Raw genomic sequence first — 20,414 nt, forward strand, 5'->3', positions numbered from 1 at the left:
CGCCGGACCGCGTCGCCAAAGTCGCGTCATCGCGTCCGCTCTTATGCGGGCCGGAAGCCCGCTCGCTTCAACGCTGCACGCACCTCGTCCGAGCCGAGCGCGTCGAAAAATGCAAGCACCGCCGGCCGGTCCTTGCGTGCCGTCACCAGCGCGAAATCATAATGCTCTTCCGCGAGCGGAATGAAACCGAGACCGGCCGCATCGGCGACCGGTGCGATGGTCATGCCCCAATCGGCGCGGTGCTGTGCGACGGCCGCCGCGACTGCGTTGTGCGAGCGCGGCTGGTTCCAATAGCCGTCCGGCCGCGCACCGCCGAGCAAGCGGTCGATCAGGATGCGCGTCCCGGCGCCCTGGTTGCGGTTGACCATGATGCAGGCGGGATCGGCGAGCGCGGCGGCGACGGCCTCCTTCGCACCGATGCCCTCGAAACGCCTATCGCCCTTGCGGTACACGATGCCCTGCATCCGCCGCCAGCCCGGCACGAGCTCGAGCCCCTCGGCAAGATAGGGAGAGTTGTAGGTCTCGGTCTTGTCGTCGAAAAGATGGATCGGCGCGAGGTCGCATTCGCCGCGCTTTGCAGCCGCGAGTCCGCCGAGGCTGCCGACGGCGATCGAGCGGACGGTCAGACCGGCATGCGCGAGCCGTGCGGTGACGAGATCGAGGCCGGTGCAATGGCTGCCGACGATGACGAGATCGGGCACCCGCACATGCGGCGTGAACAGCGTCACCTCGGTTTCCGTCCCGGCCGGCATCTGGTCGGCGAGCGCATCGATGCGCAAAAAGCCGTCGGCCTGCGCAAAGGACGTGATCGCGCCGGAACCCTTGCCGGAAGGATAGGCGATCAGGCCCCTCTTGCCCTCGACCAGCGAGACCATGACGAACTCGGTGCGACCGAGCTCGGACGCGATGCGAACCGGAACGGTCGCACTCACCTTAGCATCCGAGCGCGGCGGCAGACCGGCCAGCTTGCGCAGCACCGGCACGATCATGTCGTGGAAGGTGAACATGGCCGAGGTCGGAAAGCCCGGCAGGATCACCACGGGCTTGCCGTCGCACACTGCAAGGCAGAGCGGCTTGCCGGGCTTGAGCGCAACGCCATGCGCGATGATGCCGGGCGCACCGAGCCGGCCGATGATGCGATGGGACAGGTCGCCCGCGCCTTTCGACGTGCCGCCTGACAGCACCAGCATGTCGGCATCCGCAAGCGCGGCACGCATGGCGGCTTCGAGCTTGGCTTCATCGTCGGCAATGGCGCCAAGGAAGACCGCCTCGCCGCCGTTTTCATCGATCGCAGCAGCGACAACCGCTCCGTTGGTGTCGTAGATCGCGGCTGGCGGAAGAGCTCCGCCGGGCTGAACCAGTTCATCACCGGTGGAGATCACGGCCACGCGCGGCTTGCGCGTCACGTTGACCTCGGCAATGCCGCAAGCCGCCAGCATGCCAATCTCGCGCGAGCCGATGATGGTGCCGGCGCGCAGCAGCGCCTCGCCGCGCGCAATGTCGGAGCCTGCGTAGGACACGAACTGACCGGGCGAGACGGCACGGCGAACCTCGATCGCATCGGGGCCGGCCGGTTGGGTATGCTCGACCATGACCACAGCATCCGCGCCCCGCGGCAGCGGGCCGCCGGTGGCGATCGCCGTGGCGGTTCCCGCCGCCACTTGCAGCCTCGGCGCGGTACCGCAGTGAATGGTTTCACCGTTCAGCACGAGGCAAATGGCGGCACCTTCCCCGGCCGCAGAAAGGTCGGCAGAACGCACGGCAAAGCCGTCGACATTGGAACGGTCGAACGGGGGAACGTCGATCGACGCCGTGATGTCTTCGGCGAGCATCGCGCCGAGCGCGGCACCAAGCTTGCGCGTATCGGACGGAAGCGCACGCGGGAACAGCGCCGCCTCGAAGCGCGCCAGAGCCTCCTCGCGCGACAGGATCTTTAGGAACTGCTCCTGCTCGAGCGCGCTGCGGTCTGGTGATCTCGGGATCATCGTCATGCCAGGACCCATATCACGCCCGCATCAGATGGGCATCGACCGGCGTACCTGCCGCAAATCCCTCGTCACTCGCAGGAATGAGCAGCCATGCGTCCGCACGGGCAATTGCCTGAACCGACCATTCGCCCACGGCAAGCGGCATCCAGGCGCGATGTTCCTCGGCCAGCAAAGCGATCTCGGTGATGCCGACAGTGGATGCGATTTTTCGCGCGAGCGGCAGCGACACTTTTCGGCGCGGCCGACGCGCCGAAAGGCGATCGACGAGCGGCAGCACGAGCGCGAGCCACGCCGCAAGCGCAGCATCGGACGAGCCGGGCAATGCGACCACGGGAACCTGCCCGAGCCGGCCGATCGCGGCGGTCCGTCCAGGCTGCAGCGCGAGGCCGTGTGCCGTCACCTCGCCGCGCTGGGCCAGGGCCATGACAGCGGCATCCCGGCGACCGACGCCGCTGCCACCGATCGTCAGCAGGAGATCACAAGAGGACGCATCGAGCGCCTCGGCAATCGATGTCTGATCGCGCGCACCGGCTTCGCGCCTGTCCACGTCCAGTCCCGCGGCACGCGCAAGCCCGGCGATCACATCCATCGTTGCCGTTGCCCCCGGCACATTGACGATGCGCAGCCGGGGCCGCCGCACGCCGAGATTTTGCAAACCCGCAACGCTCGCGGGCAGCAGATCCACCACACCGACCGGACAGCCTTCGGCACCGGCAGGCGTGCGCTCCGCGATGTCGCTACCGGCGCGTCGGACGCCCTGCCCCGGCACGCCTTCCGCCAAGACCTGCACGAGCGGACCGGACAGCTCCACCGCGTCGGCATCGAGCACGCAATCGCATCCCGCCGGCATCGCCTCGCCCGCCTCGACCCACGCCGGCTCTTCCGTCAGAATCAGCGGGGCATAAGAGGACGCGCCGACGAGATCATGGGCGCGCAGCGCCCAACCGTCTGCGGCCGCAATGTCGCGCGGCGGATGCGCCGCAAGCAATGGCGTTCCCGCGGTAATACAGCCGATCGCTTCCGCCGGCGGCACCTGCACCGGCGCGACGGGATCAATGCCTCGCAGCAACGCGGCAAGGGCGGTGTCGAGCGGCGTCAGCGAGGGCGGCAGGCGCTGGGTCATTGCGCCATGATGGACCATGCATCGCCCGGTTTGGCAACCGCCGGCGATGCGGGCGTTCAACCGCCCGACCTGTCCGAATTTGGGAAGAACAACTGCTGTCCGTCGACTTTGTAGCCGGCGATCGCTGTCTGCCCCTCCGGCGAGGTGAGCCAGTCGATGAAGGTCTGCGCGAGATCCTTCTTCACGTTCGGAAACTTCTCGGGGTTCACCAGCATCACACCGTACTGATTGAGCAGCCGCCGGTCGCCTTCGACCACGACGTCGAGATCGCCGCGATCGCGAAACGAGATCCAGCTGCCGCGATCCGACAGCACATAGGCATTGGCAGCGCGTGCGGCGTCGAGGGCCGAGGCCATGCCCTGCCCGGCCTCCCGGTACCAGGCGCCCTTGGCGGCGGCGATATCGATGCCGGCGACGATCCACAGCGCGAGCTCCGCGGCGTGCGTGCCCGACCGATCGCCGCGGGTCACGAACGGCGCGCCCTTGGCTTCGATCGCCTTCAGCGCCGTCGCGATGTCCTTGCCCTTCACGGCCGCCGGATCGCTCTTCGGTCCGATCAGCACGTAGTCATTGTACATCACGTCGAACCGCTTCACGCCGAACCCGTCGGCGACGAACTTCTCCTCCTGTGGCCGCGCGTGCATCAGCACGACGTCCGCCTCGCCCCTTCGCGGCCCGTTGAGCACCTCGTCGGCGCGGCGCGCGATCACAGTCACCTCGATGCCGGTCTTGTCGCGGAAGACCGGCAGCAGGTAGTCGAGCAGGCCGGAATCCTGCGTCGACGTGGTCGTGGCCAGGACGATGGTGCGGTCCTCCGCAGATAATGCCGCCGCGCTCGCGATGAGGCTGCAGACAAGCGCGAATGCAACGGACAGGCGGCCCATGATCGGGGTTCCCTTGGCTATGACCTGATCATGATGCTGATCGATTGCGCCGCACTCGTGACGCGACTGTTTTTTGCGCATTTCAGCCGGGAAATTTCGGCAACGCGCGGAGCGATTCAGGATCGTTCACCAAAGCAGAAATCGCGCGCGCGGATGTGTTGCAAAGCAGCGAGATGATCGGGCATGGTTCCCGCGGACACCAATTGAAAATGCAGAATTCCACCTGCGTCGAACGTCAAAAAGAAGCAAGAATTTGCATAGGAATGCAGGATGGAATTCCTGACGACCAGCGAAGCCGCCGACTATCTTCGGCTCGGCGAACGCAAGCTCTACGAACTCGTCACCACCGGCGCGATCCCTTGCACCAAGGTAACCGGGAAGTGGCTCTTTCCTCGGCACGAACTCGATCTCTGGGTGCTGTCGGGCCTCGCGCGTCCAGCCGGCATGCTGATCGCGGAGCCGCCGCCGGTCGTGGGTGGCAGCCACGACGAGCTCTTGGATTGGAGCTTGCGCGAATCCGGCTCCGGCCTCGGCTCGATGAGCGAGGGCAGCGTGCGCGGGCTCGAGCGGCTGCAGCGTAACGAGGTGATGGCGGCGGCGGTGCACTTCCACGGCCTGGATGCGTCCGACGATCTCCCTGGCGATGCCAGTATCGACGCGCTGCGCGCCGCTCCGGACCTGCATGATGCGGTGCTGGTCGCGTTCGTGCGCCGCGAGCAGGGTCTCGTGCTGCCGCAGGGCAATCCGAAGCACCTGCACGGCCTGACCGACGTGCTCGCGCTCGGCGCGCGGGTGGCGATGCGGCAACAGGGCACGGGCGCGCAGATGCTGCTCGACGTGCTGCTCAAGCGCGCGGGCGCCTCGACGCGGGATTTGCGCCAGGTTGCAACGCCGTCCCTGACCGGTCCGGACCTCGCCGAACTGGTCCGCGCCGGTCAGGCCGATTGCGGGATCGCGACGCGTGCCACCGCGCGCTCGGCGGGTCTCGATTTCGTGCCGCTGATCTGGGAGAACTTTGACCTCGCGATGCGGCAGCGCAGCTATTTCCGCCCGGCCATGCAGGCTCTGATCCGGTTTCTCGCCGAAAGGCGGCTGCGTCAGCGCGCCGAGGAGCTGACCGGCTATGATCCCTCGCCCGCAGGCCAGATCCGCTACGCAGCCTGACATTGACGCCCGCCCCCAAATAGTTGCAAAAGAAACCAATTCAGCCGGGGCACACCCCGGGGGTAACACCGGCCAACGAGCCGGATCAGGGGAGGACAGGCGTGAATCCAACGAGATTTGGACTACCGGTCGCGGCCGCCTTGGCGGCGACGCTGATGTCGGCGCCGGCACCGGCGCAGGTTTCCGACGACGTCGTCAAGATCGGCGTGCTCACCGACATGAACGGCCCGGCCTCCGCGCCGACCGGCCAGGGTTCGGTGACGGCGGCGCAGATGGCGATCGACGATTTCGGCGGCACCGTGCTCGGCAAGCCGATCAGCATCGTGGTCGGCGACCACCAGCTCAAGGCCGACATCGGCGCCTCGCTGGCGCGGCGCTGGTTCGACGTCGACCAGGTCGACCTGATCGTCGACGTGCCGGTCTCGGCGGTCGGACTCGCGGTGCAGAACATCGCCAACGAGAAGAAGCGGCTGTTCATCACCCACTCCACCGGCACCGCGGACTTCCACGGCAAGTTCTGCTCGCCTTACGCGATCCAGTGGGTGTTCGACACCCGCGCGCTCGCGGTCGGCACCGCGGATGCGGTGGTCAGGCGCGGCGGCGACAGCTGGTTCTTCATTACCGACGACTACGCCTTCGGCCATTCTCTTGAGCGCGACGCCTCCGCGGTCGTCACCGCCAATGGCGGCAAGGTGCTGGGCTCGGTGCGACCGCCGCTGGCAACGCCTGATCTCTCCTCCTTCGTGCTGCAGGCGCAGGCCTCCAAGGCCAAGATCATCGGCATTGCCGCCGGTCCCCCCAACAACATGAACGAGATCAAGACCGGCTCGGAGTTCGGCGTGTTCAAGGGCGGCCAGCAGATGGCGGCGCTGCTGGCGCTGATCACCGACATCCACGGCCTCGGCCTGCAGGCGGCGCAGGGCCTGCTCCTGACGACGTCGTTCTACTGGGACATGGACGACAAGACCCGCGAATGGTCGAAGCGCTACTTCGCCAAGATGAACAAGATGCCGTCGATGTGGCAGGCCGGCGTCTATTCCAGCGTGATGCACTATCTCAACGCCATCAAGGAAACCGGCACCGACGACCCGCTCAAGGTCGCCGCCAAGATGCGCGAGAAGCCGATCGAGGATTTCTTCGCCCGCAACGGCAAGCTGCGTGAGGACAATCTGATGGTGCACGACCTCTGGCTGGTGCAGGTGAAGACGCCGGAGGAGAGCAAATATCCGTGGGACTATTACAAGATCCTCACGACCATCTCCGGCGACAAGGCGTTCGGGCCGCCGGACCCGGCGTGCGCGATGGTGAAGAAGTGACGATCGTTTGAAGCGATCGTCATTTCGGGAAGGACCAGAGCCCGAATCTCGAGCTTCCGGGTTCGGTGCTGCGCACCGCCCCGGAACGACGGTCGCCTCAGGCGACCATCACTTCACCACCCCGATCTCGCGAAAATACTTCATCACGCCGGGGTGGATCAGCTCCGCCTTCGGCGCGGCCGCCACCGTGTTCGACGCGGTGGTCTCGCAGGCCTGGGCGAGCTTCTTGCAGAACGTGGCTTCGTTGCCGTGAAGCGTCTTCGCCAGGCGATAGGCGACGTCGTCGGGCAGATCCTCGCGCGTCAGCACGAAGCTCCACGACCCCAGCGACGCGATCGGCGCGTCCTGCTTCGGATAGCTGCCCGGCGGCACCAGCAGCGGCTTCAGGAAGGAATGCTTGGCGCGGATGCGCGTCATCTCTTCGACATCAGGCGCGATGAAGCGGGCGCCCGAGGCGCTCGATGCCACCGCGGCAAAGCCTGGCCAGCCGATGCCGGCGCCCCAGAGCGCGGCGACCCGGCCGTCCTCGACCATCGCGGGACCATCGCCGGCGCGGTCAAGATAGACGGCCTTGAAATCCTCGTCCTGCTTCAGGCCGAGCCCGTCCAGCATATAGCGCGCCAGGATCGGCAGGCCCGAGCCCTTGGCGCCGAACGCGACGGACTGGCCGACGAGATCCCGGATCGTCCGGTAGGGACTGTCCGCGCGCACCACGAACATGCCGGGGTTGGAATAGATCGCGGTGAGGATCTTCAGCCGCACCGGCGCTCGGCCGATGCCGGCGAAGGCCTCATAGGCCGGCTCGCCTGCAACCAGCGCAAGATCGAGCTCGCCCTTCTCCAGCAGCGGGATGTTCTCGTTGCTGCCCTTGGTGTTGCGGGGCGCGATCAGGATTTGCGGATCGGCCGCGTTCATCACCTCGGCGAAGGCGTTGCCATAGAGCGGAAAGCCGCCGCCGGGCGTCGCGGTGCCAAGACTGATCGTCGTGGTCGGAATGGCGTTGCCTCCGGTTTGAGCTGCGGCCGGGCCGCCGAGCACGACTGCCGCGAGAAGGATGATCGCGAATCTCATGGTCATTTCCGCCGGGCCTGCGTCAACACCGACTTGCGGCGATGTAGGCAGGGCACCGATTTTGTGAAAGCATGCCGCCAACCACAATAGAACAATGGGAGGTGTCATGTTGCGAATTTTGCGTCACGGTGTTTTCGGGCTCGCGATTCTCATGGGTCTTTTCAGCGCCACGCCTCCGGCCTCCGCCGCCTATCCCGACCGCCCCGTGCACTGGCTGATCGGCTTTGCCGCCGGCGGGCCGGTCGATATCGTCGCGCGGATCATGGCGCAGTGGCTGTCCGACCGTCTCGGCCAGCAATTCATCGTCGAGAACCGCACAGGTTCCGGCGGCAATATCGCCGCCGCCGCCGCGATCAGCGCACCGCCCGACGGCTACACGCTGCTGTTCGTCGCGCCCAACAACGCGATCTCGACCTCGCTCTACAAGAAGCTGCCGTTCGACTTCCTGCGCGACACCGTGCCGGTCGCGAGCATCATGCAGCTCACCAACATGCTGGTCGTCTCAAACGCGTTCCCCGCCAAGACCGTCCAGGAGTTCATCGACTATTGCAAGGCCAATCCCGGCAAGATCTCCTATGCCTCCTCCGGCAACGGCACCTCGGTGCACATGTCGGCCGAGCTGTTCAAGGCGATGACGAAGTGCGACATGGTGCACGTGCCCTATCGCGGCTCCGCGATCGCCTTCCCCGACATCATCTCCAACAAGGTGCAGCTGATCTTCGACAATCTGCCCTCGGCGATGGAGCAGGTGAAGGGCGGCAACGTCCGCGCGCTGGGCGTGACCTCGCCGCAGCGCTGGCCCAGCGTGCCCGACGTGCCCGCGATCGCCGAGACCGTGCCGGGCTTCGAATCGGTCGGCTTCTACGGCATCTCCGCGCCGAAGGGCACGCCGAGCGAGGTGATCGAGACCCTCAACAAGGCCGTCGGCGAAGCGCTGAAGGATCCGAAGCTGGTGGCGCGCCTCACCGAGGTCGGCGGCCTGCCCAAGCCGATGACGCCGGTCGAGTTCGGCAAGCTGGTCACGGACGAAACCGAGAAGTGGCGCAAGGTGGTCGAGTTCGCCGGGGTCTCGGTGGACTAGGCGGACCTGCAGCTGGCCAAAACGTCGGAGGGGACCCAAGAGGCCCCCTCACATCAAAAGTCGCAAAACAACCCCAAGCACAGTAGATGAGGCCAGTTATTTCAATGGGTTACACGACCCAAAACTCAAGCCTTCGGGGGTGCGGTTTGCGTCGTCGGGCAAAACAGGGGTATAGAGGCATCATCGCCGATTTCGGGTATTCGAAAGCGGCCCGCATGATCACCCCGGCATTCCCATCCGCGGGAGCCAGCATTGCACCCCCGCCTTCATCCCTGTAAACGAACCGCGCACCGTTGCCGGCCGCGCCTCGCCGCGGACGCCTCGCGGCGGGGCCTGTAGCTCAATGGTTAGAGCCGGCCGCTCATAACGGTCTGGTTGCAGGTTCGAGTCCTGCCGGGCCCACCAACATAATCAATAGCTTACTTCGTTCTCGTTGCCTGCTGCGCAACCGCCGCACCAGAAACCGCACCAGATACGTCCATCTTTCGTTCGTGATCCATCGCGCGAGCAGGATCTAAATGCCCTCGAGCGGAGGCAATCAGTTCGATCGCCGCCCGTTTTCAACCAACAGCACGTCGCGGAGGTCACACACAACGAAAGATCCACCCCGCTCCCTTCAAAGGGGGTTCAAGCCGCAAGGAGGCCCAACACATTTGCACGTTCCAGCGTTCGTCGAAGTGCTTCGTCGGAAACGTGGGTATAAATCTCAGTGGTCGCAATGCTCGAATGTCCGAGCAGTTTCTGAACAATCCGAATATCCGCTCCGTTTTCAATGAGCAGCGTCGCAGCGGTATGGCGTAACATATGAGGAGTCACTCGGCGTTTGAGGCCAGCTTCTCCGGCTATAATCCGCAACCTCGATCTAACCGAGTGAGGTCTAAGAACTGCCCCGCGTCGGTTAACAAACAGAGGCCCCGGCTGCCCCAAATGGATCGTGGTCGAGTAGCGCAGCCATTTGGCTTTCGCCCTCACAGATCCGGGCAGGCGGCTTTCCCGCACCCGGCTCTTCCCGAGGGTAACCCGCGTCATATCCGCGCCTGCGCCCAAGTGCGAGTGATGCGTGGACCGGGCAGACGGAAGCGTGCCGTCAGGGGCGACGATCACCGCGACCGACACGATGCGGCCATTCTGGCGCACCTTCACGTAGGTGGCGTCGATCCACAGATACGGCCAATCCCCCTCGATCGGCCGGGCAAGGAACGCCTTCACCTTGTCGTCGATCTCCGCGCACAGCCGCGAGACCTGGCTCTTGGAGATGCCGCTCATGCCCATCGCCTGGACCAGGTCGTCGACCGAGCGGGTCGAGACGCCCTGCACATAGGCTTCCTGCACCACGGCCGTGAGCGCCTTCTCGGCCATCCGACGCGGCTCCAGGAAACCCGGAAAGTAGGAGCCCTTGCGCAGCTTGGGGATGCGTAGTTCGACTGCACCGGCGCGGGTCTTCCAGATCCGGTCGCGGTAGCCATTGCGCTGGGCCAGACGCTCGGGGCTCTTCTCGCCGTAGGCCGCCCCGGTCTGCCCTTCGACTTCCAGCTCCATCAGCCGCTGGGCCGCAAAGCCGATCATCTCGCGCAGCAGATCGGCATCAGGGGTCCCCTCTACCAGCGTGCGCAGGTTCATCATGTCGCCGGTCATCGGTGGGTCCTCGGTTGCGTTGGTGTGTCGTAACCGATCCTACCGGAGAACTGCCGGTGACCACCGCAAAGCCGCCCGCCCGCTACGGCGCTATTTGGGAGCGCGCGTACGGGCGGCTTTGCTCTACCGAGCTACACCACCGCTGGGGACACGACCCCCAAATGTTTCAGGCGGAGAGACACTAACTTCAGCAAATCTGCGCACAGGCTTGGATCCGCGACATACACCAAGCGATCGCGAGCTCCCTTGCCGCGAATACGTAAAGCAGAGCCATCTTGCCAGATATCGCTGGTCCGCAAGCTACACAATTCGCCAACGCGAATGCCGGTTGCGACCATAAGTCGAAGCTCTATGTCTATCGAGCGCCTGGCTCTGGGGGACGCCTCCTTTGCTGCTGCTTGATGCGACGAGAGCAACTGCCCAGCCTCACGCTGTGATAGCGCACGCGGGAGGCGCCTTCGTCGCGGCAACTTCAAACGCCATCCGACAAACGGATTTACCCATTTTTCCTCGTCTTCAAGGTATCCGAAGAACGAACGCAGACAAGCCTTGCGCCGTCGAATGGTGCCAGCCGACAACCCGCGCGCGTTCGTCATGTCCTCGAGATAATTCCGCAATGCATCGGTCGAAACAGCAATTTCCTCAGTGCGGGCGGATAGCCATTTGCGATAGTCGGCCAAATCGTAGCAATAGGCTTCACGTGTATTCGCCGAAAGCTGCCGTTCAACCGCGCAATAGTCCAGAAATCGCTTCGTCTCGTCCGCCAATCTCATTCCGCACTCCAAACGCTGACTCGCAATGATATTTGGCCGAACTCCTGGGGCGCCGCCATGCCACCCGGCACTGACTTCGAAACACGGTTATTGATTTGACGATTGGTTAATCCCGCCCGTTGGGTCAACGTCTGTTCGCATAACCCTGGATTATGTGCCTATCCGAGCTCAACGAGCCGACGGTCAGCAGCGCAGGATCGGATAAGAGCCGTTGCTAAACGAAGATATTGAGAAGCTGGGGTCCCTCACAAGGGTCATTGCTGATCGCGCCGCCAATCCAACCGAGCACCGGCGTAAGATTCGCCTATTCCTGGGTGCTGGCGCCGACATCAGTTCGGGAGGCCTGACCTTTGCAGAGCTGAAACACCGGGCTCTGGAGCGTTTCGCTCAGCGCCAGCTGTATGAGCTGACCACCGCGGACACCATCGACCGTGAATTCGACCGCCTGTTCTTGAAACTCGAGCCCGATGAACGGGCGCTGATGGTCGAAGCGATCTTCCGGCAGTTGAACGAACTGGAGCCTTCCGAAGCCTACAAGCTGGTTGTCTTGCTAATCGAGGCCGGGGGGATCGATGCCGTCGTTACGACCAATTTCGATCTGATGCTCGAGCGCGCCCAGCAGGCGCTTGGGCGCGACCTGATCCAGGTCTTTCGCCCGGCTTCGCCCGTCCCTATCCCGGTGTGCACGATCGCTACAATCTGCCCAAAGTTCCTTACATCAAGTTGCACGGTGATCTTGCTTCGCGCGCTGTTGTGGCACTGGTGCGCGCCGAACTCGACGACGCCAGATATGACCAGGATATTGCCCAGCTATTTACGTCGATCGTAAGTTCGCACGATCTTGTCATCGCAGGATACGGTGGTTGGGATACGGCACTTTCGAAGATCATTTCCGATGCGATCGAATCCTCCCGGACGCGAATCTATTGGTGCGGTCCGACTAGACCGAGCGATACTGCGCCTCTCTCAGCTGCGTTGCGCAATCGCGCCGATCACATAACGATCACGTTCGACCAGTTGGTTTCCGCAGTCGCGCGTCCCGTACTGGAAAAGCCATCCCTAATTCCGATAGAGCCAACCTTCGTCAAAAGCCTGTTTGCCTGGCGCACTGACTTTTGCAATAGGGAATACGCCAAGCTCTATGGTATGCGCGCGCACAAGAACATCGTGGATACGTTCGCCCGCCGGGTGCGCCTTGAAGAGGGGCTTACGCGCTTTCTGCGACCAAACAAGCCCCTCGCTCTGGTTACTGGTCCGTCGGGATAGGGCAAGACCACTTTAGGGCTTCGATTGCAGAAAGCCTGGTCGCTACGCGATTCCACCAAGATTCTCCTCTTGCGGGCCCGGTCGTTTCCCGAAAGCGGCGACGTCGAACAATATATCGGCGAGCAATTGGGTGGCCTCGGATTTCGTTCGCCTTTCTCGCTGTTCCGCTTCGAGCGGTGGCTTACCAACAATAATCTCCAGCTCGTCATCTTTATCGACGGCATCAACGAATTCGCGGATGACCTCAGCCGTTGTGTCAGCTTTCTGCGCGGCATTCTGCGATTTTGCTACTTTCTTCCCGAGGAGCACAGCGCGCTCCGGGTTGTCGCGACCGTCAGGCAAGAGACATGGAATGCGATGCTGCCGCAGTTGGATGCGGCGCAACTGCAAAAGACGGTCTGGTCTCCGACAGGATCCGAGCAAAGTTTTGAGACGCTTTCCTGCGACATTTTCAGCCGGGAGGAAGTATACGATGCCGTACAGCGCATGGGATCGAAGATGCTCACCACCGCGGATCTCGATCATGTATCTCTTGGCTCATTCGAGCGCCTCAGGGACCCCTACATGTTGCGCATCGTTGCCGAAAGCCCGGCGCGCAGCCTACAGATTGTCCCCAGTGCCTCGCAATTGCGGACCATGATCGAAGCCAAGTTGCGCGCCGCCGGCACTTTCGGCAGCTCGAGCACGATGCAGCACGCGATGGCAAAGGCGGCCATGCAGAGCCTTGAAGGAGGACGTCAAAGGTTCCGCGAAATCGATATTGAGCCCGCCGCACTCCGCCTCGAAATCCTACGCATCGCTCGCGATCTCGATCTCGTGCGGGAAGCGCAGCAGGGGTTCTACCAATTCGATCACGATCGAACGTTCGAATATTTCCTGGCGGTCGCCCTCGCGAACGGCCTTGGTGCGCCGCTAGAGACGCTCACCGACCTCCAGACCTACCTTCGCAACTATCGAAACGACGGCCGCTCTCTGGGCGCGGCCCGCCTTCACTTCGCGCTTCATCCCGAAATGGGGCTGCGCCTGATTTCGGAAGCGATGATGCTCGTCGACCGCGCCGACAATGCCTTCGGGTCAGGTGACATCCAACATCTTTACGAACTTGCGCGCGACCTTCTCGTTCAGCTCGCGGAATACGGGGAGCCTCTCGCCACCACCTATCTTTCTGATGCCATTTCTGCCGCCGCAAAGGCGGGGATTGGCGAGATGCATCTGCGCGCGGTGGTACAGGCCGCCGCCAATCTGCCCGATGCGATCTCCGTCGAACTGCTCAGCCGCGTATGGCATCCGACCTCCATTCTTCCGCGGACGGAAGCTCAGATCTATGCGATAGACCGTCTCGTGAGACATTTTCTCGAAGTGCCGGCCAAGCTAGGAAATTTGTTCTCGGAAGCGCCCTACGCTGCCTTCTTTGCCGATCCGTCTCTCTCCAAGTGGCAAAAGATCGGGCGTCTAATTGCATTCGCCACACAACTTGGCCCGGATAATACGTATGCTTCGGAATATGAGAGCGCGAGTGCCGCGTTGCGCTCCACGTTGGGAGAGCTGATGGCTGCCGCGGACCCAAGCCCGTCGGAAGCTCCTGCATTCGCAGACTATTTTCTCCGCAACTGTGATCGGCTCCTCTTCAATTCGACGGCCGACGGCATTCGCCGTTTCTTTTCGAACAGCAGGCGGGTTGACTTTGTGGAGATATTCCGCGCGATTCAATCCGGCACAACGCTGAGTGCCGAAGACTTCGCGAGGATCGAAGCCTACACGCAATCGACCGAGTTCGATATCGAATACCATCTGTCCGCCGGGCTGTTCGTAATGAGCAGTCTCAATGATTTGGCCGGGACGCTGAATTTGGCCGAGCAGCTTTTCGCGCGCTTCGACGAAAACGCAAATCCGGTTCAGATCGATTTCCTAGAGGAAGTCATCGTCTATCTCCATGTGCTCCATGGCCTAGATTACGACGAGCACAGGTTCGGCATCTGGGAGGAAACGATCCTGCGGAGCTGGCGCGGGGTCCTGCTTCACCGGCCTGGTTTGCTGAGAGGCGAGCGTCGCGGGTTCGCCGACCCCTTTGACCGCAATTTCGAAGACGGCTTCGGCGTCATCTACCCCTACGGCATCCTGCTTCCTGCAACGCGGCGCCGCTCAATGCCGCTTGCGGAATACGCCAGGGCCTCCGCAGACCTCGAAACCCATCCGCTTCCAATGTATATGCACTGGCTAAAAGCATTCCTCGATAACAATCGTATCGAGGAAGCGCTCCAATTGCTCCAGGCTATCGCAGGCGTGATCATCACATGGCCCATGGAGGGTTTGACCGCGCTTCGGCCGGCCATCGGACACACGGATCAACGGGTTCGGCGCGCCGTCGTTCGGGTTCTTGCAGAAGCTTATAACAGGCATCCCAACACGACGCTGCGTTTCCTTAGGGTGGCGGGCGTCGCCATCAGCGACGACGAGTTACTGGAGGTCAAGGTCCGAAACGACGCGCGACTTGGCCGCCGGCAGGTCAGCGAGGAAGAATGGGCGCGGGTCGGGCACCTGCTCCTGAGCGTCGACGGCGCAAAAGAGGCTCTATACGATTGCCTATACTGGCTGTTGTCAGCGGATACATTCGAACACGCTGTCGAGATGATCTTTGGGCGGCTTGGTATCGCCCAGCAGGCTTCCTAGGCCAGCGGCTTCCTGAAATACTTCCCGTTCATGTAAAGGCCGTCGAGGTCCACTCCGAGAAACACGTCGATGGCATCCTCAGGCGTCTCCACGATCGGTTCTCCACGCCGATTGAAGGACGTATTGAGCAAGATCGGAACGTTCGTTAGCGCACCGAACGCTTCGAGAATCGCAATCAGGAACGGATCGCCTCCGCTACCCACGGTTTGCACTCTCGCGGTGCCGTCGATATGCAGGGCCGCGGGTGCTTCACGAAGGCAACGATCGCGCGCGCGGGCCACCTTCAGCATTAGGCGTCGGCGCACGCAGGGTCGTGGAAATAGTTGTCGAACTCGGACGCGAGCACCAGCGGCGCCAGCGGCCTGAAGGGCTCACGCCCCTTGATGGAGCGGTTAATTCGCTTCCGGGTCTGGACATTTCGGGGATCGGCAAGCAGGCTTCTTCCTCCAAGCGCCCGCGGTCCGAATTCAGAGCGGCCATTGAAGATGCCGACAATGTCGCCCTGAGCGAGGATTTGAGCCAAGTCACCGAGCGTCGAAACGCTGGGGTCGAATACGAGACGAGGGTAATATCGCTGAGCGGCTCGAACGACCTCTTCATCGCCATAAATCCGGCCAGGACGGGCAATCGCTGGCGCAATCCTTTCGGATTGAAATGTAAATGACGGGGCGCGACCATTCCGCTCAGACGAGGCCGCAAGCCAAAGGGTGCCAAGTCCGAGGCCAGCATCGCCGCAATGAGGAGGGATAAAGACATTGCGAGCGCCTGCGAGTCTGGTTACGAGCTTTGCGTTCGCAACGGTATTCAAGCCGCATCCGCCGCTGATGGCGATACAATTGGCCTCCACTGGCGCGAGCAGCGACATGCAGTGCAGAAGCCGTTTTCTGTTACCGCCTGGATGCTGGCCGCAAGGTCCGCTCGGGCAGAAAAGCTTCCCCTTCCCAGGGCGAGAATCCTTTCCATGCAATCGACAATCTCGTCGCTATCCGTCGGACAGCGGAAGCAATCGGACATGTCGTCGCCGAATGTGACGAAATCCTGTAGAAGGCCGGCATAGTCTGCCCGTCCATAAGCAGCAAGGCCCATCGTCTTGCCACTATCCATCGGACCATATCCAAGGACGCAGGTCGCGATTTCGTAGAGCATCCCGACCGAATTGCTAATCCCGATCGGAAAATCATTCTGCTCGGAGTAGCCGTAGCCCGTCGTTGTCCCGAGCGTTTGCGCTCCCTCTGGGCCAAACAGGTGAAATGAGATAGTCTCTCGGCGTGAACGACCGCCAGCCTGATTGCCGCTCTCGACGATTGAACCATACCCGTCATGGACGAGCACAGCAACTGTGGCGTCCGGCGGCATCATCATGTAGGCCGACGCGGCGTGGCATAGATGATGCGAGAATAAATGCACGCTTTTACCGCGAAAGGCGGCGCGGCTTCGGGCCGGAATGGTGTCGCTTGCGACGATGGCATGAATATCCTCGAACTTCAGACCCTCCGCGCGCATGCAGTAGTCGATAGCGGGCGCCATCGGTTCGCGATACCAGACCGTAAGGCCGTTCTTGACCCTCGTGATTCGCTCCTGCTCTATTGCAACCTTGATGTCGCAGTCATGGGCGAGGGCGGCTGAGAAGTCGTGGTCCGACCCGCCGAGACCCAAGCGCCATATGCCCTGCTTGCGCGACATCGATCTCAATCCAGGTGGAAACCTATCCATCCCGAACCGTGCCGCGTTGCCGAGGACACGCGATGCGATATCGACGTCGCGATTGGCGGGTGTTATTTTCCAAGGTTTGCAGAGCTGTGGATCAAGGTCGGCAAAGAACAGCAGCGACAAGCGATGCTGGGAGCGGCCATGGGCACGAACCTGATGGTAGAGCGGCCGTATTTCGCCGCCGGTAAGCAGGCTCAAGACGGCGCCCGGCATCACCGTGAATGCAGCGTTTGTACGATCTGGCTCAAGGACGGACACGCCGGTTACGATCTCCAATCCGCGACCATTCGCGTGGGCAAACGTCAGCAGGTGACCGTCTTGGTGCGCGGTGTTGATGAATTCGCCAGGCTCGGTGAGGATCGTCCGGTTGAACTGCAATTGGGACCACCGGTGAAGGCCACCCGCTAGCGTCTGGCTCCGGAACGGCTGATGCAACTATTCGCGCTACTCCGCGCATGACGTTTTCGGCCATCACCTAGAGCAAGGGAAAGACCTCCATCATGCGGGCATGCAGTTCGCATCCGGCGGCACAGGGCAGATTAAGAGCAAGCTCGCGAGTCCGCGCGCTTGCGGCGAAAATCTCCGCTCGGTCCGGGAGGGCAGGAATTCCGGAATGCTCCCGACCAAAGGGCGTGTAGCCGCACCCGTAAGGCAAGACACAAGCGCCCTTCGACTTCTCGTCCAGATCGAAGAAGGCCGAGGCGGCTCGAAAGGCAGTTGACACCATGTCTTGAAGATCATCGCCGAGAGGAAAAGACGACCAGCCCTTCTTAGAGATGTCGGCGACGCATGCTTCGATTTCGCGCGCAATCGGCAATTATTGATAATCCAGGGTTATGTGTGGTTAGAAAAAATATGAAAACACGTCTATAACACTGAAGAACCACCAGGAGCAACTGCGAGTTGCATCGATTTCTATGGATCGTTCGTCTAAGGCCTGTGGCTCCCGTCGAGCCAGCCAGCTCAGTGGCTATTGATCGAACAACTTAAGACCTGCCCCTCGGCAGGGAGGTTGTAGACAAGCTCCGATCGGATATTTCACGGCCTCGGATTTATTCTGACCTAAAGCAACAAACGGTCATCGGCCTGACAAACAAGTCCGGGGGGGACCCCAAACGGCGGGAAGAGCAAATCCAGGCTCGCGGCGCAATGCTTGCGATGCAGCGTTGAACGCATCCGCCACTCGTCTGTCCTGTTCATCGGCAAACAGCCCCAAAAAGCTCCTTGGGACGCGGCCTTCGAAAGCGAGGCGCTCGCCCAACCTACTTCACAACGGCGGCGATGGAGGGACTCGTTTTTCCAACGAAGTAAACCTTGCCGCAATGTCGTTTAAATGTTTAATTCGCGCGACTTAACGTTCGGGAGCGAGAATGATGGCCAACGCGCTCGAGATCTATAAGGATCACCCGGTACGATCGCAGCTCGGCATGAGAGCCGCACAGTATGTGCGCATGTCGACACAACGGCAGCAATACTCGATTGAGAATCAGGCTGCTGTGATTGCAGCATATGCGCACGCCCATAACCTCACAATTGTACGAACCTATCGCGACGAGGGAGAGAGCGGCCTGCTCATCAAGAACAGGGCCGGCCTTATACAGCTCATCAAGGATGTCCAAGCAGGAGAAGCCGATTTTGGTCATATTCTGGTCTATGACGTAAGCCGGTGGGGCCGGTTTCAGAATGTCGACGAGGCCGCGCATTACGAATTCCTCTGCAAACAAGCAGGCATCAACATCGCATATTGCGCGGAGCAGTTTGACAATGACGGCAGCGTGCTCTCCAGCATCATCAAGAACATCAAGCGCGTAATGGCCGCGGAATACAGTCGCGAGCTTTCGGTAAAGGTTCATGCCGCGCAGTGTCGATTCGCTCGACTTGGCTTCAAACTCGGAGGTCGCCCTGGTTATGCTCTTTTGAGAGAACTTGTCGATCAGAGTCAGCGGTCGCGAGGCGTGCTGAAGAAGGGTGATCAGAAGTACCTCTCAACTGATCACGTCCGAGTACGCCCCGGCATTCCCGAGGAAGTAGACGTGGTGAAGTGGATCTTCGAGAGATTTCTGCAGGTAAAGTCTGAAGCGATTGTCGCGCGGGAGCTAAACCGGAAGGCCGTACTCACGAGCACAGGAGTTCCGTGGACGCGTGTAGCGGTCAACGCGGTGCTTAGAAACGAGAACTACATTGGAAACATGACTTTCAACCGCCGATCACGCAAGCTGCGGAGGACCTGCACCTGCAATCCGCCCGAGCTTTGGATCACCAGCGAGGGATGTATCGAGCCGATCGTCGAGCGCGAAACCTTCCTGAAGGTAAGCAAGATCATTGAAGAACGGCGTGTCGACCTCACTGAAGAGGAGATGCTTGCCCGTCTACGCAAGACGCTGCTCAAGGAGGGACGCCTGAGCTCTGCTATCATAGCCAGCACGGTGGGGCTTCCTTGCGTCTCTACCTATCAAAACCACTTCGGTGGCATGATGGACGTGTATCGGCTGATCGGCTACACTCCCAAGCGAAATTTTGAGTTCCTTGGCTCGCGTCCGCAGTGGGCCGAGGAAAAGGCAAAGCTCGGCTCGGCAATCGCCATGGCTATTGGAAAGGCCGGAGGCCAAACTGCCTCTCGCGATGGGACGGGATCGTTGCGCGTAAACGGATCGACCAACATCTCAATTCGCATAGCCCTGTGGTGCGGGAGGCAAGACCGCGCACCGTATTGGTCAATAAAGCGCGGGGCACACCTACCTCAGGGCTGGATAGCCGCACCAAGGATGGCCGAGCATAACAAATCGGTGCTCGATTACGTACTGCTGCCCACTGACGGGAAGGTAAAACGAACCATGACGTTTTCTGAAAGGGCTCGCATTCGCCGTGAGATACCTCGCTTCGAAACCGCTGATGGCTTGGCACGAGCGATCGTCGGACGAGTAGTTGAGACTGGCCTTTCCTCCCCAGCGCCGCACGACAAACGATCAAGACCGAAGCAAACCAAGACCAAAGGAACCCACGCGCGGCGCTGAACGCAGATCAGGATCTTCGGCGAAGCAGCGCAACATAATTCTTGCGCCGATGTCGAGCACTCCTCTTTCCCCCCATCGCTGTCTAGGAGCAGCACGCCTCAACCTCGAAGAACTCATTGGACATGATTCTGTCGTGCACCGGCAGTGATGATGCGCTGAAGAAGCACAAGACGACGGATCGAACGATCTGCTATGGGCGCGGCTGGACCGGATCATTTAACATGAAGCACGAGCTAATTCGCCTCGCCGTGATCTCTTGCCAACAGCGGCACCGGCACCAGAGATTCTTCACCCGCCCCTCGACACGCGTGGTCGCGTTGGCAGACTGACAGTTCGACTTATGTTTGGCTTTCCAGGTCCAGCAGTTGCTCTCGCAAGGGCTATCGGGTCAGACCTGCTAACGTGGTGACTACGGTCGCCCTGCAATTGCGGCTCTATTCGAAACTATCAGCGCGGCAGACGACGAGGCGCCTTTGTGGTGCGTTGACAATGACCGGAGTAAAGTCGCATTGCTTGATAAGCGGTACTGACGATGTCCGCGCGACAGGACGAGACGCCCGGCATCGCCGAGTCTTTGCTCGACGCGTATGTCACTGTCGACCGATATTCGGGTCGAGCGCTAGTGCATGCTATGCAAGTATGCTCCAAGCTCTCGATCGCACGGCCACGTTGCCGCGCTTGATCGCCTTTTTTCTGTTCGCAACGTATGTCGCTTTGTC

General features: G+C 61.7%; 19 protein-coding genes and 1 tRNA gene. 10 read left to right on the forward strand and 10 right to left on the reverse strand.

The features are described 5' to 3' along the window. Window positions 1-41: 41 nt before the first annotated feature. From P6U31_RS28665 to P6U31_RS28675, 3 genes are read right to left on the reverse strand one after another with little or no spacing between them, the layout of a single operon-like run. The gene (locus P6U31_RS28665) at window positions 42-1,991 is read right to left on the reverse strand and encodes a molybdopterin biosynthesis protein (protein ID WP_407185101.1); all 1,950 of its coding nucleotides are present in this window, start codon (window positions 1,989-1,991) and stop codon (window positions 42-44) included. 13 nt (window positions 1,992-2,004) lie between these two features. Continuing rightward, window positions 2,005-3,111 carry a molybdopterin-binding protein gene (locus P6U31_RS28670; protein WP_407185102.1) on the reverse strand — a complete coding sequence of 369 codons (1,107 nt, stop codon included), beginning with the start codon at window positions 3,109-3,111 and terminating at the stop codon, window positions 2,005-2,007. A gap of 56 nt (window positions 3,112-3,167) precedes the next feature. After that, window positions 3,168-3,995 (reverse strand): substrate-binding domain-containing protein, encoded by an 828-nt coding sequence (locus P6U31_RS28675; RefSeq protein WP_407185103.1) that lies wholly within the window; start codon window positions 3,993-3,995, stop codon window positions 3,168-3,170. 270 nt (window positions 3,996-4,265) lie between these two features. On the opposite strand from P6U31_RS28675, the gene P6U31_RS28680 reads away from it, so the two are divergent. Together P6U31_RS28680 and P6U31_RS28685 are read left to right on the forward strand one after the other, a co-directional pair. Further along, window positions 4,266-5,159 (forward strand): substrate-binding domain-containing protein, encoded by an 894-nt coding sequence (locus P6U31_RS28680; protein WP_407185104.1) that lies wholly within the window; start codon window positions 4,266-4,268, stop codon window positions 5,157-5,159. A gap of 101 nt (window positions 5,160-5,260) precedes the next feature. Continuing rightward, window positions 5,261-6,475 carry an ABC transporter substrate-binding protein gene (locus tag P6U31_RS28685; protein ID WP_407185105.1) on the forward strand — a complete coding sequence of 405 codons (1,215 nt, stop codon included), beginning with the start codon at window positions 5,261-5,263 and terminating at the stop codon, window positions 6,473-6,475. A gap of 108 nt (window positions 6,476-6,583) precedes the next feature. Here the strand turns inward: P6U31_RS28685 and P6U31_RS28690 are convergent, their stop codons facing one another. Continuing rightward, window positions 6,584-7,546, reverse strand: a complete 963-nt coding sequence (locus P6U31_RS28690; protein ID WP_407185106.1) for a TAXI family TRAP transporter solute-binding subunit — start codon at window positions 7,544-7,546, stop codon at window positions 6,584-6,586. Between the two features lie 106 nt (window positions 7,547-7,652). Here P6U31_RS28690 and P6U31_RS28695 point away from each other — a divergent pair, with 106 nt between their 5' ends. Both P6U31_RS28695 and P6U31_RS28700 read left to right on the forward strand, forming a co-directional pair. Continuing rightward, window positions 7,653-8,627: a Bug family tripartite tricarboxylate transporter substrate binding protein gene (locus P6U31_RS28695; RefSeq protein WP_407185107.1), complete on the forward strand. Its 975-nt coding sequence runs from the start codon at window positions 7,653-7,655 to the stop codon at window positions 8,625-8,627. 329 nt (window positions 8,628-8,956) lie between these two features. After that, a tRNA-Ile gene (locus P6U31_RS28700) sits at window positions 8,957-9,032 on the forward strand. Between the two features lie 222 nt (window positions 9,033-9,254). On the opposite strand, the gene P6U31_RS28705 is transcribed toward P6U31_RS28700, so the two are convergent. Together P6U31_RS28705 and P6U31_RS28710 are read right to left on the reverse strand one after the other, a co-directional pair. Then, window positions 9,255-10,262, reverse strand: a complete 1,008-nt coding sequence (locus P6U31_RS28705) for a transposase (RefSeq protein ID WP_407185108.1) — start codon at window positions 10,260-10,262, stop codon at window positions 9,255-9,257. A gap of 131 nt (window positions 10,263-10,393) precedes the next feature. Beyond that, window positions 10,394-11,035, reverse strand: a complete 642-nt coding sequence (locus P6U31_RS28710; RefSeq protein WP_407185109.1) for a tyrosine-type recombinase/integrase — start codon at window positions 11,033-11,035, stop codon at window positions 10,394-10,396. 211 nt (window positions 11,036-11,246) lie between these two features. On the opposite strand from P6U31_RS28710, the gene P6U31_RS28715 reads away from it, so the two are divergent. From P6U31_RS28715 to P6U31_RS28725, 3 genes are read left to right on the forward strand one after another with little or no spacing between them, the layout of a single operon-like run. Next, a complete protein-coding gene (locus P6U31_RS28715) occupies window positions 11,247-11,864 on the forward strand; it encodes a hypothetical protein (protein ID WP_407185110.1) in 618 nt (205 codons plus the stop codon). Further along, a complete protein-coding gene (locus tag P6U31_RS28720) occupies window positions 11,789-12,301 on the forward strand; it encodes a hypothetical protein (protein WP_407185111.1) in 513 nt (170 codons plus the stop codon). Before P6U31_RS28715 ends, P6U31_RS28720 begins: the two co-directional genes overlap by 76 nt. Before the next feature lie 24 nt (window positions 12,302-12,325). Beyond that, the gene (locus tag P6U31_RS28725; RefSeq protein ID WP_407185112.1) at window positions 12,326-14,971 is read left to right on the forward strand and encodes a hypothetical protein; all 2,646 of its coding nucleotides are present in this window, start codon (window positions 12,326-12,328) and stop codon (window positions 14,969-14,971) included. Here the strand turns inward: P6U31_RS28725 and P6U31_RS28730 are convergent. Genes P6U31_RS28730 through P6U31_RS28740 form a run of 3 tightly spaced genes read right to left on the reverse strand, consistent with a single transcriptional unit; the run spans window position 14,968 to window position 16,804 of the window. Continuing rightward, window positions 14,968-15,261, reverse strand: a complete 294-nt coding sequence (locus P6U31_RS28730; RefSeq protein ID WP_407185113.1) for a carbamoyltransferase C-terminal domain-containing protein — start codon at window positions 15,259-15,261, stop codon at window positions 14,968-14,970. The genes P6U31_RS28725 and P6U31_RS28730 overlap by 4 nt on opposite strands. Next, window positions 15,261-15,779 carry a carbamoyltransferase C-terminal domain-containing protein gene (locus P6U31_RS28735; protein ID WP_407185114.1) on the reverse strand — a complete coding sequence of 173 codons (519 nt, stop codon included), beginning with the start codon at window positions 15,777-15,779 and terminating at the stop codon, window positions 15,261-15,263. Before P6U31_RS28735 ends, P6U31_RS28730 begins: the two co-directional genes overlap by 1 nt. Then, window positions 15,776-16,804, reverse strand: coding sequence for a carbamoyltransferase N-terminal domain-containing protein (locus tag P6U31_RS28740; RefSeq protein WP_407185115.1), 1,029 nt, complete (start codon window positions 16,802-16,804; stop codon window positions 15,776-15,778). Before P6U31_RS28740 ends, P6U31_RS28735 begins: the two co-directional genes overlap by 4 nt. Before the next feature lie 18 nt (window positions 16,805-16,822). On the opposite strand from P6U31_RS28740, the gene P6U31_RS28745 reads away from it, so the two are divergent. After that, entirely contained in the window at window positions 16,823-17,089 is a 267-nt protein-coding gene (locus tag P6U31_RS28745; protein ID WP_407185116.1) for a hypothetical protein, read from the forward strand. Between the two features lie 67 nt (window positions 17,090-17,156). Here the strand turns inward: P6U31_RS28745 and P6U31_RS28750 are convergent, their stop codons facing one another. Further along, the gene (locus P6U31_RS28750) at window positions 17,157-17,498 is read right to left on the reverse strand and encodes a hypothetical protein (RefSeq protein WP_407185117.1); all 342 of its coding nucleotides are present in this window, start codon (window positions 17,496-17,498) and stop codon (window positions 17,157-17,159) included. A gap of 553 nt (window positions 17,499-18,051) precedes the next feature. On the opposite strand from P6U31_RS28750, the gene P6U31_RS28755 reads away from it, so the two are divergent. Both P6U31_RS28755 and P6U31_RS28760 read left to right on the forward strand, forming a co-directional pair. Then, the gene (locus tag P6U31_RS28755) at window positions 18,052-19,695 is read left to right on the forward strand and encodes a recombinase family protein (RefSeq protein WP_407185118.1); all 1,644 of its coding nucleotides are present in this window, start codon (window positions 18,052-18,054) and stop codon (window positions 19,693-19,695) included. A gap of 116 nt (window positions 19,696-19,811) precedes the next feature. Continuing rightward, window positions 19,812-20,024 carry a hypothetical protein gene (locus tag P6U31_RS28760; protein ID WP_407185119.1) on the forward strand — a complete coding sequence of 71 codons (213 nt, stop codon included), beginning with the start codon at window positions 19,812-19,814 and terminating at the stop codon, window positions 20,022-20,024. Window positions 20,025-20,414 lie beyond the last annotated feature (390 nt).

Origin of the sequence: Bradyrhizobium centrosematis (assembly GCF_045571495.1) — a bacterium.
GTDB classification, from domain to species: Bacteria; Pseudomonadota; Alphaproteobacteria; order Rhizobiales; family Xanthobacteraceae; genus Bradyrhizobium; species Bradyrhizobium centrosematis.